The organism is Anaerovibrio lipolyticus (assembly GCF_021531495.1).
Classification (GTDB): Bacteria; Bacillota; Negativicutes; order Selenomonadales; family Selenomonadaceae; genus Anaerovibrio.
Genome location: NZ_JADYTY010000014.1, coordinates 40238 through 55976, shown reverse-complemented (window position 1 = coordinate 55976; position 15739 = coordinate 40238). Strand labels below are relative to the sequence as shown.

Here is a 15739-nt window from a genome sequence, read left to right as displayed (position 1 = left end):
TCAGCCCGTTCGACTTGCATGTGTTAAGCACGCCGCCAGCGTTCGTCCTGAGCCAGGATCAAACTCTCCAATAAATTTATTGAAGAACCGATTGGCTCTTGTTATTTGAATTATTCTTATAAAAGAATTAAGGTTTGTTTTGCACAAATCTTGTATAAAATAATCACTTAATGTGATTCCAACATCTGGCTTGAAATCATGTGTGCATGATTTCCTATTTGCATTGTTTAGTTTTCAAGGAACACTGCCTCTCCTTCATCAACGACTCATAAAAGCTCTGCAAGCTTTTTGTAAAGCCGCTGTGTGAGTCAGCTTTTATATAATATCTCAAAGCGTTCATTTTGTCAAGAACTTTTTTGAAATATTTTTTGTGGCCAGCTCAGTGAATCATTTATCAGATGTTCAGTGAACTTTTCACATTTGTCACATCTCAGCGACAACGATGTATATATTACACTAAAATCAATAACCTGTCAACACTTTTTACTAATTTTTTCTAAAATTTTTCCCAGCCCCTTATTCTGGCAAAAATACCGGCTTATTCCCAGGCAATTTCCTGCCACCTAATGGTGAAGCTCTTGTAGATTCCCAGCCGTTATGAATTGGACAGGAAATTATCCGGATAGCTCCAATAATAAATTTTTTGTAAATTCTTTCAAATCTAACAGGAAATTGGAAACTTTTATAGAATAATTTAAACTGGAAATAGTTATAATACACTGATGCTGAAGTGGAAAGGATAAACCAGGTGATATGTATGGCAAACAACGAACTTGATAATGTAACCTTACGAGATTTATTTGATTTGGATTTCCTGCAGGAGTTTCAGGACACCTTTGCGGAAATAGCCGGCATTGCCGCTATTACTGTAGACTTGGAGGGAAATCCTGTTACCAGGCCTACCAACTTTACTGATTTCTGCATGAATTACAACCGGGGCTGTACCAAAGGCAACGAGCGCTGCATGAAATGCGACCGGGAAGGCGGTGCACAGGCTGCCCAGACCGGCAGGCCTGCCGTATACGAATGCCATGCAGGGCTGATGGACTTTGGCGTGCCAATCATGCTGCAGGGACGTCAGATCGGTTCTATTCTCGGTGGCCAGGCCATCACCTCCGATATTGATGAGGCAAAATTCCGTCGCTATGCCGAGGAGCTGGGCCTCAATCCTGATGATTACCTGACAGCCGCCAAAAAGGCAAACCGCATTTCCAAGGAAAAGCTGCAAAAAACAGCAGATGCCTTCTACCTTTTTGCCAAGAAGCTCTCTGACATGGGATACGAGCGCTACCGCTTCCAGAAGCTGCGGGGCATGTCCGAGGACGTAAACGAAAGCGTCAATCAGGCCATGAGGGCTATGGAGGCCCTGGACGCCTCCGCCAGCAACGTTGATAAAAACCAGCGGGAGCTCAGCGAGGAAATTCGCAATGTAGAGGAAATCACAGGCAAAATCCACGGCTTTACCGAGCTTATCAAGAATATCGCCAAGCAGACCAGACTTCTGGGCCTGAATGCCTCCATTGAAGCGGCCCGTGCCGGTGCAGCAGGAGCCGGCTTTGGCGTAGTAGCAGAGGAAATCGGCAAGCTTGCCACCAGCTCCAGTGAAACCGTAGAAAACATCCAGCAGTTCATGTCTGCCATCAATGAATCCGTAGAAAAAACCGTGATCAGGAGCAAAAATACCTCCGCTATTGTCGAAGACCAGACCAAGGCCATTATTGATACCACCAAGAGCCTTGGCGGGGTAGCCGATGTAGCCCATTACCTGTACGATATGACGCATAATAAATAACAACCCCGTAATAAATATCTCCCCTCTGCCCGGCAGACAGTAAAACCACCACCCAAAAACGCTCGTCAGCATAGAATCTCCATCTATGCCATCGAGCGTTTTTTCATGACCTTCTATCCATTAAATAGCTATTTTGTGCATTTATTGCTTTGATTCCATGTACACCCGGGGCACTCTGGCATTCAGCATACATGGCAATTCATAGTTAATAGTCCCCAGCCAGCTGGCAGCCTCATCCATAGTAAGACTAGCTGAACCATATAAGGTTACAACATCTCCCTGCTGCAGCTCCGGTATATCCGTCAAATCAACCATGCACTGATCCATGCAGATTCTTCCTGCAATAGGTGCCCTTTTCCCATGATAATCCACCTGAGCCTTGCCAGTAAACATACGGGTATACCCATCTGCATAACCCATAGGCAAAGTACCGATTCTGCTTTCCCGCTGAGCTGTAAAGGTACAGCCATAACTAATGGATTCTCCAGGATGCAGATTCTTTACATAAACAATCTGCGCCTTTAGTTCCATAATTGGCTGCAATTCAATAACATGCTCCACCTCATCAGATGGCCACAGACCATAGAGAATAATCCCCGCCCTTACCATATCAAAATGAGCCTCTGGCATTTCCAGAATGGCAGCAGAATTAGCAATATGCTTAATAGGTATATTAACTCCCTTTGCCTCAACCTTGCTAATAGCCAGCTTAAAGGCCTCTAACTGCTGATAGGCAAAGCTTTTATCCTTGGCATCTGCCAAAGCAAAATGGGAGAACATTCCCTCCAGCTCTATTCCCGGCATAACAGACAAAGCCTGAGCCAAATCTCCAGCCTGCTCTGGTCTTACACCAATACGGCTCATACCTGTATCCACTGCCATATGTATTTTAGCAGTTTTTCCCTGTCTTACCGCCTCGGCAGATATAGCCTTAGCCTGCTCTACCGTATACACAGCCTGGGTAATATCGTAGGCTACCAAATCAGCAGAGGCTTCCACAGGAGTAGTTCCCAAAATTAAAATAGGGGTAGTAAAGCCAGCCTGTCGCAGGGAAATAGCCTCACTAATAACAGCTACGGCCAAATAATCCGCCCCCTGCTCCACAGCCTTTCTGGCCACAGCTACAGCCCCATGACCATAGGCATCTGCCTTTACCACTGCACACCATTTTGCCTTGTTTTTGATACATGATTTTATGTTTCGGATATTATTTTCCAGAGCCTTCAAATCTATTTCGGCCCATACTGCACGCTTTGGCATATAAATTCCCCTCTCTATTACTTCTATCAGACGCAAAAAATTCAAACAAAGATAATTTCAACAACAAAGAGGCTCCGCTCTATAGCGCAAGCCTCTTTACTTACATATATATATATTTATTACAGCTCCTGAGGCTTAATAACCTCAATGCCGCCCATATAAGGTACCAATGCCTTTGGAATAACAACAGAGCCATCTGCCTGCTGATAGTTCTCCAGAATAGCTGCAAAGGTACGGCCTACAGCCAAGCCGGAACCATTCAGAGTATGTACGAACTCTGGCTTGCCCTTCTGCTCACGACGGAACTTAATATTGGCACGACGAGCCTGGAAATCCTGACAGTTGGAGCAGGAAGAAATCTCACGATAGGTATTCTGAGCTGGCATCCATACCTCAATATCATAGGTCTTAGCAGAGGTAAAGCCCATATCGCCAGTACAGAGAGTAATAACACGGTGTGGCAGCTCCAGAACCTTCAATACATCCTGAGCATCCTCTACCATCTTTTCCAATTCATCCCAGGAATCCTCTGGCTTAACAAACTTAATCAGCTCTACCTTATTGAACTGATGCTGACGAATCAGGCCACGGGTATCACGGCCAGCGCTGCCAGCCTCAGCGCGATAGCAAGCAGTATAGGCGCAATAATACTCTGGCAGCTGACTGCCATCCAGAATCTCCTCACGATGATAGTTAGTTGTAGGAACCTCAGCAGTAGGTACCATATAATAATCAGTACCCTCCACCTTGAACATATCCTCAGCAAACTTTGGCAGCTGGCCAGTACCATACATGCTGGCAGTATTTACCATGCAAGGAGCCAGCATCTCGGTATAACCATGCTTGTTGGAATGCAGATCCATCATAAAATTAATCAAGGCTCTCTCCAAGCGAGCACCCAAGCCCTTGTAGAAGGTAAATCTGGCACCAGTAACCTTGGCAGCACGCTCAGCGTCCAAAATGCCCAGAGCATCACCCAAATCCCAATGAGCCTTTGGCTCAAAGTCAAATTTGGTAGGCTCCATAAAACGGCGAACCTCTGGGTTGTCATTCTCATCTACACCAATAGGAACATCCTCCTTTGGCATATTAGGAATGCTCAGCATAATATCCCGGAGATCGTTCTCTACCTGCTTTAATTCTGCATCATAGGCATCAATCTTCTCGCCTACCTGACGCATCTCAGCAAAAATAGCATCTGTATTCTCACCGTTCTTTTTCATCTGGCCAACCTGCTTGGAAACAGTATTTCTCTGATTCTTCAGCACCTCAACCTGGCTGATAATCTCACGGCGCTTTTCCTCCAGCTCCTTAAAGCCATCCAAGGAAAGTTTATTCTGACGATTGTTCAGCATAGTCTGAACTGCATCAAGATTTTCTCTGACAAATTTAATATCTAACAAAGTGTTCGCCCCCACAAATTATGGCTTCGCCATTTTATCTATATCGAATCTATTATACTTGATATTTTTCAATTTGTAAAATGAGACTTATTCAGTGGGAGCTTTAGACTCCCACTGAATTTAGTCGAATAAATCCAGAGCTTTACGGGTGCTTAACTCCCTCCTAAGAAGAGGGAGTCTTAGCACCCGTTAGCATGGGATAAAAATTTTATCCTAAATTCTCATTTCAAAATGACTGCCCTTAGATTTTTTATCCTTATCCTCCGTTGTTTTCTCCTGCAACCTGGTTTTCACGGCTCTTTTTTCTTGTGACTTCACAGGAGGTTGAGATTTTAGCCTTGGCTTTTTACTAAGATTGCGCAGCATAAAAGTAATAAAAGCTGCTATAAATACAATCAAAAGTGGCAAAAAGGACATACTTGACATATGACCTCCCGGCAAAGGCCAATTTCCATCTGGGGTATTCTGTTGTACCGTCGCCTGCGTATCCTGCTGGTCAGCCTTCCCATCTTTCATGCCCAAGGCCTGCTGTACCATATCTTGACGAGCCTGTTGAGCTGCATCATTTTCTGCCGACTGCCCAGTCTCCTGCTGAGACTGGCCCTGGGTACTTCCTACACCTTGCTGAGAAGTGCTCTGCTGACTAGGTGAGCTAGTTTGATTTTGCTGTGGATTGCTGATAGTAACATGAACTCCAAATTCCTTGCCATTATCCGATGTATTATTTACAACTGGCTGACCAGCCTCTGTATGAGATTCAGCCCCCGGCACCACTGGAGCCGTAGGGGGAGTTGGTGGCGTTGGGGCCTTTATAGCCATATAAGCACCATCTTTCTTTCATTATCTATAACAAAAAGAGGCTGTCACCACAGCCCCTTTATTTTTATTTCGCGGGTTCATCTGGACCAGCAGCATCACAGCGCTTGCAGGCTGCATAGCCCTCAAGTTCTGCTGCAGTGGCACTTTCAAAGCGCTTCCCACCACCATAGGTCTGCTTTAGCTTTGGACAGCCAGGACGATGATACTGACCAGTATAATGATCTCCCATACGATAGGTTTCTGTACGAGAGATATTATTAAAATCTTCTTCTACAGATGTAGAATATGCCTGATAGGCCACTGCCAGAATTGCTACGATTATGGCAATGCCCAAAATTCTAAATTTGTTTCCCTTCATGCTTGTGTCCCCCCACAAATACTAGATTAACTACAAGGGTATTATACCATATTTTGATATTATCTAGGAAAATTACTTTCCGAAATAATATCAAAAAAAACATCCCCATCTGCAAGCAGATAGGGATGCATTTTTAATTAGTTAATCAGTGACTAACACTAATCAGCCCCAACCTGGAGTACCCAGTGCAACAGCTACGATTGCAGCTGCGAGAGCACCGAACATAGGAGCAATACATGGAACCCAAGCATAACCCCAGTTGCCGTCACCCTTGTTAGGAATAGGCAGGATTGCGAAAGCAATACGAGGGCCAAGGTCACGAGCCATGTTCATAGCATAACCGGAGCATCCACCCAAGGACAGGCCGATTGCAACGATGAGCAGACCTACAGCATAAGGACCGAAGCCAGCAGGCAATGGACCATTAGGAGTAGCAAAGATCATCATGATGCAGAACATCAGGAAGAAGGTTGCAATAAACTCGGAGATGAAACCATTTACACAGCCGCCAGTAGCAGAACCGGTAGAGAAGATACCTACCTTGCCACCTTCAGTCTCGCTCCAATGACCAAGGAAGCAGAAATAAACAATGATGGAACCTACGATACCGCCTGCAGTCTGAACCAGAGCGGTTGCAACAAACTGTGCAGGAGTGTAGATACCGAGGTAAGTCTTAGCAATAGTAACGGAAGGGTTAATATCAGCCTGTGGTGCACCCAGTGCAACAGAAGTGTAAACACCTAAGAGTACTGCGAGACCCCAACCCCATGCAGTACAAATCCAACCAGCGCCCTTTGCGTAGGACTTTGCCAGGTTCAAGTTGGCGTTAACGCCAACACCGAAAACCATCAGAACCATAGTTCCCATGAACTCGCCTAACAGATTATCCATTTTACATCCCTCTTTCGTATAACATATGAAAAATTTCTATGCCGGATATGTTCCCTACACATATCCGAATTCATATCCGCTGCCAGCTTAGACCGCCGGCAGCGAATAGTGAATCCTATTATTTAACCCACAACTTTATTGTCTATACAGTAAGGATTACTCCTCGTCATCCAGCCAATGCATAGCGTGCTTAACAGCCTTTCTCCAGCCCTTGTAGAGCTTGTCAGCCTCTTCCTTAGCCATTACAGGCTCGAAGCGAACATCAAGCTTCCAAGCGGTCTTCAGCTCTTCCTTGCTGTTCCATACGCCTACAGCAAGACCTGCCAGATAAGCAGCACCCAGAGCAGTAGTCTCGATAATCTGAGGACGATCTACAGGTACACCCAGAATATCAGCCTGGAACTGCATCATCAGGTTGTTAGCAACAGCACCGCCGTCTACCTTCAGGGCAGCCAGCTTAATGCCGGAATCAGCTTCCATAGCACCCAGAACATCCTTAGTCTGATATGCCAGAGACTCCAGAGTTGCACGAACGATATGAGCCTTGGTAGTACCACGGGTAATACCAATAATCATACCACGAGCATTAGAATCCCAATATGGAGCACCCAGACCTACGAATGCAGGAACCAGATATACACCGCCGGTGTCACGAACCTTCTTAGCAACCCACTCGGAATCAGGTGCAGAGTCTACCATGCGAGCGCCATCACGGAGCCACTGAATAGCAGAACCTGCTACGAAGATGGAACCCTCAAGAGCATACTCAACCTTGCCATCCAAGCCCCAAGCAATAGTAGTTACCAGACCATTCTTGGAATCATAGATGTCAGTACCGGTATTCATCAGCATGAAGCAGCCAGTACCATAGGTGTTCTTAGCCTCGCCTGGGTTGAAGCAGTTCTGACCAAAGAGGGCAGCCTGCTGGTCACCTGCAGCACCTGCAACAGGGATTGGAGCACCCAGAATAGCTGGATCAGCATAGCCATATACGCTGGAAGAAGGACGAACCTCTGGCAGCATGGACTTAGGAACTCCCAGATAGCCCAGGAGAGCGTCATCCCACTTCAACTCCTTGATGTTGTACATCAAAGTACGGGAAGCGTTGGAATAATCAGTTACATGAGCCTTACCACCGGTCAACTTCCAGATCAGCCAGGTATCAATAGTACCGAAAATCAAATCTCCAGCCTCTGCGCGAGCCTTGGTGCCCTCAACATGGTCGAGAATCCAAGTAATCTTGGTACCGGAGAAGTAAGCATCGATGGTCAAACCAGTCTTGTCTTTGAACTCCCCAGTGAGTCCCTTAGCCTTCAGGCCATTTGCAATGTCAGCGGTCTGACGGGACTGCCAAACAATTGCGTTATATACTGGACGACCAGTATTCTTATCCCAAACTACAGCGGTCTCACGCTGGTTGGTGATACCCATGGCAGCGATGTCGCTAGCCTCCAGACCACTCTGCTCCAAAGCACCCTTCATTACTTCACACATGGTGCTCCAGATCTCATCTGCATCATGCTCAACCCAACCAGGCTGAGGGAAGTACTGAGTAAACTCCTTCTGTGCAACGCCTACAATCTTGGAGTTCTCATCAAAGATGATTGCTCTGTTGGAGGTGGTACCTGCGTCTAACGCCATTACATACTTTTTTGCCATTTTGAAAATCCCCCTCTTGAATAGTAAATAATAATTACTTTTTACTGAAACGCCCCTCTCAAAAAGCATTTCGTTTTATTTATGAATGATACCCCTATCTGGAAGCAAAAACGCTTCACAACCCCATCAGATTTGGTATCGTTCACTCCACATTTGTTATTATAACACACAACTGAAATTTTGTTAAGCTTTTTTATAAGCCTTTGCTAAAATTTCTATTGGATGTACAGCCTTGACATCTGTACCATGCTGAATCTGCATACGGCAAGTACCGCAATCGCAGATTACCTTGTGATAATTATCAGCATTGATAGCATCAAACAAAGCCTGGCCTATCTTCATGGAAGTCTCATAGTTGTCCTTATGGAAGCCATAGCTGCCGGACATACCGCAGCAGCCAGCATCAGCATTAACAACATTCAGACCTGCAGCCTTCAACAAGTCAAAGGCAGGCAGTCCCATACCCTGTGCCCGCAGATGGCATGGTGCATGATAGATAAACTTATGATCGCTCTTGATGTTTACCTTCTTCAGCTTGCCTTCTTCAGCCAGCATAGTCAGGAACTCAAAAGCATCCCATACATTCTTAGCTGCTTCCTTCATCTCAGACTGAGCGAATAGTTCGGTATACTCGTTCTTCAGCATCAGAGAGCAGGAAGTACAGCATGCTACTACAGGAATGCCCTTCTGAGCATATTCCTGAATGATAGCTACATTGGTGTCTGCATGCTGACGTGCCTCATCCAGATAGCCGCCTACAACCAGTGGAGAACCACAGCATACAAAACGGTTATCCATGAGAACCTCATAACCATTTTCGTTCATTACCTGAACGAAAGCAGTACCTACCCAAGGCTCATTGGTATCAATGTAACAGCCTGGGAAGAACAGAACCTTCTTGTCAGAGGAAGGCTGCTTGATAGTCTTAAACAGATCACGGAAATATACAGAAGCATAACGAGGAGTCTTGCGCTCTGGAGCCATCCCCATAGCTCCCATTACGCCTAAAGCCTCGCCAATGCTCATGCCCAGATTAGCCAGAGACTTGCCGAAAGGAATCTTATTCAGCATATCAGCCATCTCAAAGCCATGACTCAGCATCTTATCCTCAGGCTTGTGAGCCTCTGGATGTGCCTTCAGATATCTGCCTCTCTCCAACATATTCAGAGTAGAAACAGATACACCATTAGGGCAGGTAATATCACAATTCTTACAGTTGGAACACAACATCAAGGTGTCCTCATAGTCGCTTGGATCGGAGAAATGCATACGGCTATGAGCAGGACCTACCAACTTTGGTCCCTTGTATTCAGGATTGGCCTTGGTAACTGGGCATGCTACAATACAGGATGTGCAGGCAATACAGTTGTCCGCCGAATCTCTAGCTCTTTCTTCTAACTCCATAATATAATACCCCTTTCCATTACGCCTTGGCAGCCTTGTACGCGGAAGTCAAAGCTACGCCATTGCCGGAATGCTCAAAGCAGAAATCATAGCCACTCAGGTTGCGGCCGACAACATATACATTCTTCAGAACAACATTGCCAGACTCATCCACAGCACGGAGGGAGTCATCTACTCGTACACCAGCCATAGAGAATGCCTGCTTCTTATCAGAGAAGAGCTGCTTATTTACCCATCTCTCCTCTACACAGTCACCCTCAACAGGCAGTCCGAATACCATTTCCTTGTATTCGCCAAAGTCACGCATAGTGATACCACCGCTGTAGAAGCCACCAGTAGCCAGGATGAACTTGTCTGCCTCATAGGTCTGGGTACGAACCTCGCCGCCAGCCTCAATAGCAGTAACCTTATCACCCTTTACAATAGCCTTTTCGGCCTTGGCATTCTCAACCACACGAATGCCCTTCTTCTTCAATGCACTCAGGAGCACATCACGGAGACGGATGCCGTTTACGGATGGAGGCATGCCAGTAGTCTCTACTACAGTGCAGCCAAGATCCTTGGACAGCTTTTTATATACAACATAGTCACCCTTGGTGCCAAGAATCTGAGGAACAATAACAGCCTTGCCAGCACCAGCCTGGCCCTTAATCTGTGCCAGGAACTCGCCATAGCCCTTATCGCTCTCTACCCACTTAGCTACATCACGGGTAGTCAAATCGCGGCCAGTAATATAGGTGTCAACAGTGATAGTTGTATACTTCTTGTCAGCACCCAGCTCCTTGGCCAGATTCTCCTTAACCATATCTACATAGAAATCCTTTAAGCCCTTAACGCCTACAATAACAATCTCGCTGGCATCAAAGCATCTGGAACCCTGCAAGGACTCAGGCAGCAGGCAGGTTGGCTTCAAAGTACCGATACCGGTAATCAGCCACTGCTGCTCCTTGAGGGAACCAGTGTAAGCAAAACCCTCATCTGCTACAGTCTTTTTGAAGTACTTAATAGCATCCTCAATAGCAGCCATGCCAATTTTCTTATATGGGTGAGAATCAGGCACCTGGTCAATACCAGTAATTGGACTATTTACAGCCTTGCCCTGCTCATCATAACCCAGTATATCAATCACACCGCTGTTCAATGGAAAAGTACCAGCACCGTAGGACAGCAGAGTCACCTTTTTTCCTTCATCAGCACTTACCAACGCAGCCATCAAGCCAGCTACGCCATTGCCGATAATAACTACATCAGATTTGCTCATCCTCGTCTACCCCCATTTACGTTAAACAACAGCTCGTACATGCCTCTTGTCATTTCTGCTTCCCGGAGGGTCTTGCCTGCCATTACAGGAGTAATACCCTTCCATCTTGCCTGGAGGAAGTTCTTCATATCGGAAAGTGAATCGCTGCAGCCTTCAAACTTATTCTTGAAGAGCTTGTTGGCAACAGCAGCACTACGAATAGCACAGTAGTTACCCTGACAGGTACCCATACCCAGACGGGTTCTTCTTCTTACATCTGCTACGCAATGGCTGGTAGGCTCAGCTGCAATGCGCTGAATCTCTGCCATAGTAACATTCTCGCACTCGCAAAGAACCTCTCTAGTCTCAGGCTGTTCCTTCAAAGTCTTAACAACATCGCCAAACTTCTCTACGCCCAGACGAGTAGCAGCCAAATTTACACCATAAGATGGGAAGTACTGACGAGCAGCCTTCTTCTCTGCCTCTGAAACCTCTGGAACCAAATCCTCCTCAGCAGTACGGCACTTAGCAGTATTGTGAAGTTTTGGAGCCAAAACATCACAGAACTTCTCAGCCATGAGACGATAGGTAGTGAACTTACCACCACAAATAGTCATCATGCCCTTCAGACCATCTTCCTTCTCATGGTCGATGGTAACAAAGCCACGGGATGCATTACGGCCGCCCTCAGCACCCTTTGGTACATACAGAGGACGGGAACCAGCAAATACGCGGAGGATACGATAATCCCGAAGATGCTCAAATACGCCAACACCGGTCTTCATCAGTTCTTCAACCTCTTCCCAAGAAGTGGAGGTATCCTCTGGATCTGGAATAGTTATGGAGGAAGTACCAAGAATGGTAATAGAACCATGTGGCACGAAAATATCGCCATTGGATGGCTTACGGAGACGGTTTACAACATGGTTGGTAATACGCTGATTAAAAGCAATCAAAGTACCCTTGGATGGGCTTACATTACATTCCAAACCAGCCAGTTCTGCAACCTTGCCAGCCCAAGGACCAGCTGCATTTACCAAAATCTCGCACTCAATGTCATACTCTTCCTTGGTAACATTGTCACGAACGGTAATGCTCTTTACAGTAGCATTTTCAATGTTTACCTTAATCAGCTCAGTATAGGTCTTGTAACGACCGCCATAACGAGCTGCAGACTGCAGATTCTGCCAGGACATACGGAAACCATCAATAGCTCCATCTGGAACCTCATAAGCAACCTTCAGCTTGCGAGACAGATTTGGCTCCAAACGAAGAGCCTCCTCCTTGCTGAGCTCACGAGTGGAAATGCCGCTTTCAGCGCATCCCTTGAGCCAAGGATCAACAAAGTCAGGATCATCACCCTCAACCTGAACAAACATACCAGTAGTAGCCTCTACACAGGACTTACCGATACGGCGCAGAATAGTGTTCTCCTTAATACACTCTTTTGCTGCTTCCTGATCTTTTACAGCGTATCTTGCACCACTGTGCAAAAGACCATGATAACGAGAGCTAGCACCATTGACCATATCAAGTTTCTCGATCAAAAGTGCGTCGATACCGCGCATGGACAGGTCGCGCAGGATACCAACACCTGTAGCTCCGCCGCCTACAACGACAACCGTAGCCTTGTCCTTTACCATAACAATCCCCCATTTTCTATAATACACACAGAAGCTGTGCTTCACTATGAGATACAGCGGAAATACACGAATAATCAATAATGCCTATGCTTTACCGGTACCTCATATTTGAATTTTCCTCCGATTGCACATTATAAAAATCCAATCGCAACAAAATTTCATTGATATGTTTATAATACCCTAACACATTTAAGAAGTCAACAAAAATAATAAGAAAAAATAGATTTTTCTTGTAAATTGCAAGGACTCCTTCTAATAATGCTTATTATGGGTAAAAACTGTCTGTCAACTGAACAATTTGTTATAGCGTAATGAAATTTGTTGTACAAATTATTTACATCAATTACCACCAGCAAAATATCTTAAAATGTAACTCTAACAATCTCAAAAAAATAGAACTGCCGCATTTTGACCAATGAGACAGTTCTACAATTACTATGAAATTAGAAGGTTGCTACAACAGCACCCTGGTATTTCTCCTCGATGAACTTCTTAACCTTCTCGGACTGGAGAGCCTTGATTAATGCCTTAATCTCTGGACGCTCCTCATCACCCTGACGAACAGCTACGATGTTTACATATGGAGAAGTAGCATCCTCAATATACAGGGAATCCTTTACTGGATTCAAAGGTACCTGCATAGCGAAATTGCTGTTGATAACAGCCAGATCTACATCATCAATGGAACGTGGCACCTGAGCAGCCTCCAGCTCCTGGAACTTTAAGTTCTTTGGATTAGCTGTAATATCATTTACAGTTGCAGCAATATCGTTGTTATCCTTCAGGGTAATAAGACCAGCCTTGCTCAAAAGAATCAAAGCACGGCCGCCATTGGTAGGATCATTAGGAATAGCTACAGTAGCGCCATCCTTAACCTCATTCAGGCTCTTTACCTTGTGAGAATAGATGCCCATTGGCTCAATATGAATACCGGCAGCGTTAGCCAGCTTTACCTCTGGATGCTCCTTTATGAAGTTCTCCAGATATGGAGCGTGCTGGAAGTAGTTGGCATCCAACTCCTTGTCGTTAAGAGCAAGGTTTGGCTGTACATAGTCATTGAACTCAACAACCTGCAAATCAATGCCCTCTGCCTTCAGATCATCCTTAATCTGCTCCAGAATCTCAGCATGAGGAACTGCGGTAGCACCTACCTTCAGTACCTTGGTTTCAGTGGCAGCCTTCTTATCATCAGTGCCGCCGCAGCCAGCCAAAGCCAGAACAGCTACAGCCATTGCTGCCAAAACTGCTAATACTTTCTTCATAATATATATTCCTCCTTTTTTATGTTGGACAAATAAATGCATTTATGTTGCACCATTTGTCATAAAAAACTTATCGCTTATCCAGTTTCTTGGCCAAAGCATTACCAGCAAACTGCACAACCTGCACCATGATAATCAGCACTACTACAGTGGCAATCATAATATCAGGGCGGAAGCGCTGATAACCATAGCGAATAGCCAAATCACCCAGGCCACCGCCGCCAATGGCACCAGCCATAGCAGATTCACCTACCAGACTGATAACAACAGTTGTGAGCTGAGCCACAATATTAGGCATAGCCTCTGGCAAAAGCACCTTGGTAATAATCTGCATAGGGGTGGCACCCATAGCCTGTGCTGCCTCCACAATTCCCTCTGGAATCTCTCTGAGAGAGGTTTCTACCTGACGTCCGATGAAAGGCACAGAGGCTAGTACCAATGGCACCATAGCAGCCGTTGTACCAATAGAACTGCCTACCAACAGACGAGTCAAAGGTATAATTGCTACCATTAATATAACGAAAGGAATAGAACGAACAGCATTTACTACTGCACCTAATACCTTGTTAATTACCGCACATTCCAAAATCTGATTTTTGGCGGTGGTGTGCAGCAACACCCCAAGAGGAACACCGATTATAGAGGCTATCACCATAGACAGAGCCACCATATAAACGGTTTCTCCCATAGCCTTAGTGATGAGTGGAATCATGTCTGCTGACATAGCCAATCACCTCCACTTTCAGTTCTTGTTTTTCTACATAGGACATAGCCTTGTCAATTTCCTCCTGGCTGCCATCCAAACTGATAATCAAACGGCCAAAAGGCACATCCTTGATATCATCCAGACTGCCGAAGAGAATGCCAACCTCCAGGTCGAAATTCTTAATCAACTTGCTGATAACTGGTTCATTGGCAGATTCTCCAATAAAGGTTAGACGAATTAACAGCAGACTATCTGGGAATGGCTCTGCCTTAACTTCCCGCTCCCGAAAGCCTACTGGCAAATCATTACTGAGCAGCACACTGATAAATTCCTTGGTAATAGGCTGCTGGGGATTGGTAAATACGTCCAGCACTCTGCCCTTTTCCGCAATAACGCCCTTGTCAATAACAGCTACCTTATCGCAAATATCCTTGATAACCTGCATTTCATGGGTAATAACCACTACAGTAAGTTTCAACTTAGCATTAATATCCTTGATAAGCTGCAGAATAGACTTGGTGGTCTGTGGATCCAAGGCTGAGGTAGCCTCATCGCACAGCAGAATCTTTGGCTCACTGGCCAAAGCTCTAGCAATACCTACCCGCTGCTTCTGACCACCAGATAGCTGGGATGGATATTGATCTGCCTTATTAGCAAGACCTACCAGCTCCAAAAGCTCCATAACCTTCTTGTGAATCTTTTCCTTGGGGGCATTAACCAACCGCAAAGGAAAGGCAACATTGTCATATACCGTTGCCGAGGACAGCAGATTAAAATGCTGAAAAATCATACCAATACTTTTGCGGGCCTGCCTAAGCTGGCTCTCGCTCATGGCTGTTATATCCTGACCATCCACTGTTACCACACCACTGGTAGGGCGCTCCAAAAGATTGATACACCGTACCAAGGTGGATTTGCCAGCACCGCTAAGACCAATGATACCATAAATTTCTCCCTTATTAATATGGAGGCTGATATCCTTAATAGCCTTTACCGGGCCAGAGGGACTGTCATAGATTTTCTCAATATGGGATAAATCAATCACAGGCTTCAACTCCTAAAAACATTGTTTTCCTGTATGTTTTGCATGATAACACATTTTCCTCCAAAGGTCAAGAAAATAGTATTCTGTCAATAACATAACAATGATATTATACCTACTTTGGCAAGAAAAATAAATATCCCTTTCACCATCTTTCTATTGTATCCACGTATACAATACCTTTGTCTATTGACATTCCCAAGCCATGTGACTATAATAAATTACATCAAACGGACAATGGAGTCCCGGAAAGCCAATCA

General features: G+C 45.4%; 13 protein-coding genes and 1 rRNA gene. 1 reads left to right on the top strand and 13 read right to left on the bottom strand.

Annotation, left to right across the window (positions count from 1 at the left end):
* Window positions 1-74, bottom strand: a 16S ribosomal RNA gene (locus tag I6E26_RS06590); the annotation flags it as partial.
* Window positions 75-757: 683 nt separating this feature from the next.
* On the opposite strand from I6E26_RS06590, the gene I6E26_RS06585 reads away from it, so the two are divergent.
* Window positions 758-1792, top strand: coding sequence for a PocR ligand-binding domain-containing protein (locus I6E26_RS06585; protein WP_235321054.1), 1035 nt, complete (start codon window positions 758-760; stop codon window positions 1790-1792).
* A 141-nt stretch (window positions 1793-1933) separates the two neighbouring features.
* On the opposite strand, the gene alr is transcribed toward I6E26_RS06585, so the two are convergent.
* The 12 genes from alr to I6E26_RS06525 all read right to left on the bottom strand — a co-directional run bounded on the left by alr (window position 1934) and on the right by I6E26_RS06525 (window position 15482).
* On the bottom strand, window positions 1934-3052 hold the full coding sequence (gene alr, locus I6E26_RS06580) for an alanine racemase (RefSeq protein ID WP_235321053.1): 1119 nt from the start codon (window positions 3050-3052) through the stop codon (window positions 1934-1936).
* 119 nt (window positions 3053-3171) lie between these two features.
* Window positions 3172-4455, bottom strand: coding sequence for a serine--tRNA ligase (serS, locus tag I6E26_RS06575; protein WP_235321052.1), 1284 nt, complete (start codon window positions 4453-4455; stop codon window positions 3172-3174).
* 213 nt (window positions 4456-4668) lie between these two features.
* On the bottom strand, window positions 4669-5274 hold the full coding sequence (locus I6E26_RS06570) for a hypothetical protein (protein ID WP_235321051.1): 606 nt from the start codon (window positions 5272-5274) through the stop codon (window positions 4669-4671).
* A 64-nt stretch (window positions 5275-5338) separates the two neighbouring features.
* Window positions 5339-5632 (bottom strand): Ada metal-binding domain-containing protein, encoded by a 294-nt coding sequence (locus I6E26_RS06565; RefSeq protein ID WP_235321050.1) that lies wholly within the window; start codon window positions 5630-5632, stop codon window positions 5339-5341.
* Between the two features lie 162 nt (window positions 5633-5794).
* Complete coding sequence (locus I6E26_RS06560; protein WP_235321049.1) at window positions 5795-6523, bottom strand: MIP/aquaporin family protein; 729 nt, start codon at window positions 6521-6523, stop codon at window positions 5795-5797.
* Window positions 6524-6679: 156 nt separating this feature from the next.
* Entirely contained in the window at window positions 6680-8182 is a 1503-nt protein-coding gene (gene glpK / locus I6E26_RS06555) for a glycerol kinase GlpK (RefSeq protein WP_235321048.1), read from the bottom strand.
* A 183-nt stretch (window positions 8183-8365) separates the two neighbouring features.
* Window positions 8366-9586: an anaerobic glycerol-3-phosphate dehydrogenase subunit C gene (locus I6E26_RS06550; protein WP_235321047.1), complete on the bottom strand. Its 1221-nt coding sequence runs from the start codon at window positions 9584-9586 to the stop codon at window positions 8366-8368.
* A gap of 19 nt (window positions 9587-9605) precedes the next feature.
* Window positions 9606-10847 carry an anaerobic glycerol-3-phosphate dehydrogenase subunit GlpB gene (gene glpB, locus I6E26_RS06545; RefSeq protein WP_235321046.1) on the bottom strand — a complete coding sequence of 414 codons (1242 nt, stop codon included), beginning with the start codon at window positions 10845-10847 and terminating at the stop codon, window positions 9606-9608.
* Entirely contained in the window at window positions 10844-12469 is a 1626-nt protein-coding gene (gene glpA / locus I6E26_RS06540) for an anaerobic glycerol-3-phosphate dehydrogenase subunit GlpA (RefSeq protein WP_235321045.1), read from the bottom strand. The genes glpB and glpA overlap by 4 nt, the downstream gene beginning before the upstream one ends.
* A 443-nt stretch (window positions 12470-12912) precedes the next feature.
* Window positions 12913-13731, bottom strand: coding sequence for a MetQ/NlpA family ABC transporter substrate-binding protein (locus tag I6E26_RS06535; RefSeq protein ID WP_235321044.1), 819 nt, complete (start codon window positions 13729-13731; stop codon window positions 12913-12915).
* Between the two features lie 70 nt (window positions 13732-13801).
* Window positions 13802-14455, bottom strand: a complete 654-nt coding sequence (locus tag I6E26_RS06530; protein WP_235321043.1) for a methionine ABC transporter permease — start codon at window positions 14453-14455, stop codon at window positions 13802-13804.
* Window positions 14424-15482, bottom strand: a complete 1059-nt coding sequence (locus tag I6E26_RS06525) for a methionine ABC transporter ATP-binding protein (protein WP_235321042.1) — start codon at window positions 15480-15482, stop codon at window positions 14424-14426. Before I6E26_RS06525 ends, I6E26_RS06530 begins: the two co-directional genes overlap by 32 nt.
* Window positions 15483-15739 lie beyond the last annotated feature (257 nt).

Bases quoted from the DNA above. Each gene is read 5' to 3' on its own strand.
- I6E26_RS06535 (WP_235321044.1), bottom strand. From the start codon at position 13,731: ATGAAGAAAGTATTAGCAGTTTTGGCAGCAATGGCTGTAGCTGTTCTG.
- I6E26_RS06550 (WP_235321047.1), bottom strand. From the start codon at position 9,586: ATGGAGTTAGAAGAAAGAGCTAGAGATTCGGCGGACAACTGTATTGCC.
- glpB (WP_235321046.1), bottom strand. From the start codon at position 10,847: ATGAGCAAATCTGATGTAGTTATTATCGGCAATGGCGTAGCTGGCTTG.
- I6E26_RS06570 (WP_235321051.1), bottom strand. From the start codon at position 5,274: ATGGCTATAAAGGCCCCAACGCCACCAACTCCCCCTACGGCTCCAGTG.
- I6E26_RS06530 (WP_235321043.1), bottom strand. From the start codon at position 14,455: ATGTCAGCAGACATGATTCCACTCATCACTAAGGCTATGGGAGAAACC.
- I6E26_RS06565 (WP_235321050.1), bottom strand. From the start codon at position 5,632: ATGAAGGGAAACAAATTTAGAATTTTGGGCATTGCCATAATCGTAGCA.
- glpK (WP_235321048.1), bottom strand. From the start codon at position 8,182: ATGGCAAAAAAGTATGTAATGGCGTTAGACGCAGGTACCACCTCCAAC.
- I6E26_RS06585 (WP_235321054.1), top strand. From the start codon at position 758: ATGGCAAACAACGAACTTGATAATGTAACCTTACGAGATTTATTTGAT.
- alr (WP_235321053.1), bottom strand. From the start codon at position 3,052: ATGCCAAAGCGTGCAGTATGGGCCGAAATAGATTTGAAGGCTCTGGAA.
- I6E26_RS06560 (WP_235321049.1), bottom strand. From the start codon at position 6,523: ATGGATAATCTGTTAGGCGAGTTCATGGGAACTATGGTTCTGATGGTT.
- glpA (WP_235321045.1), bottom strand. From the start codon at position 12,469: ATGGTAAAGGACAAGGCTACGGTTGTCGTTGTAGGCGGCGGAGCTACA.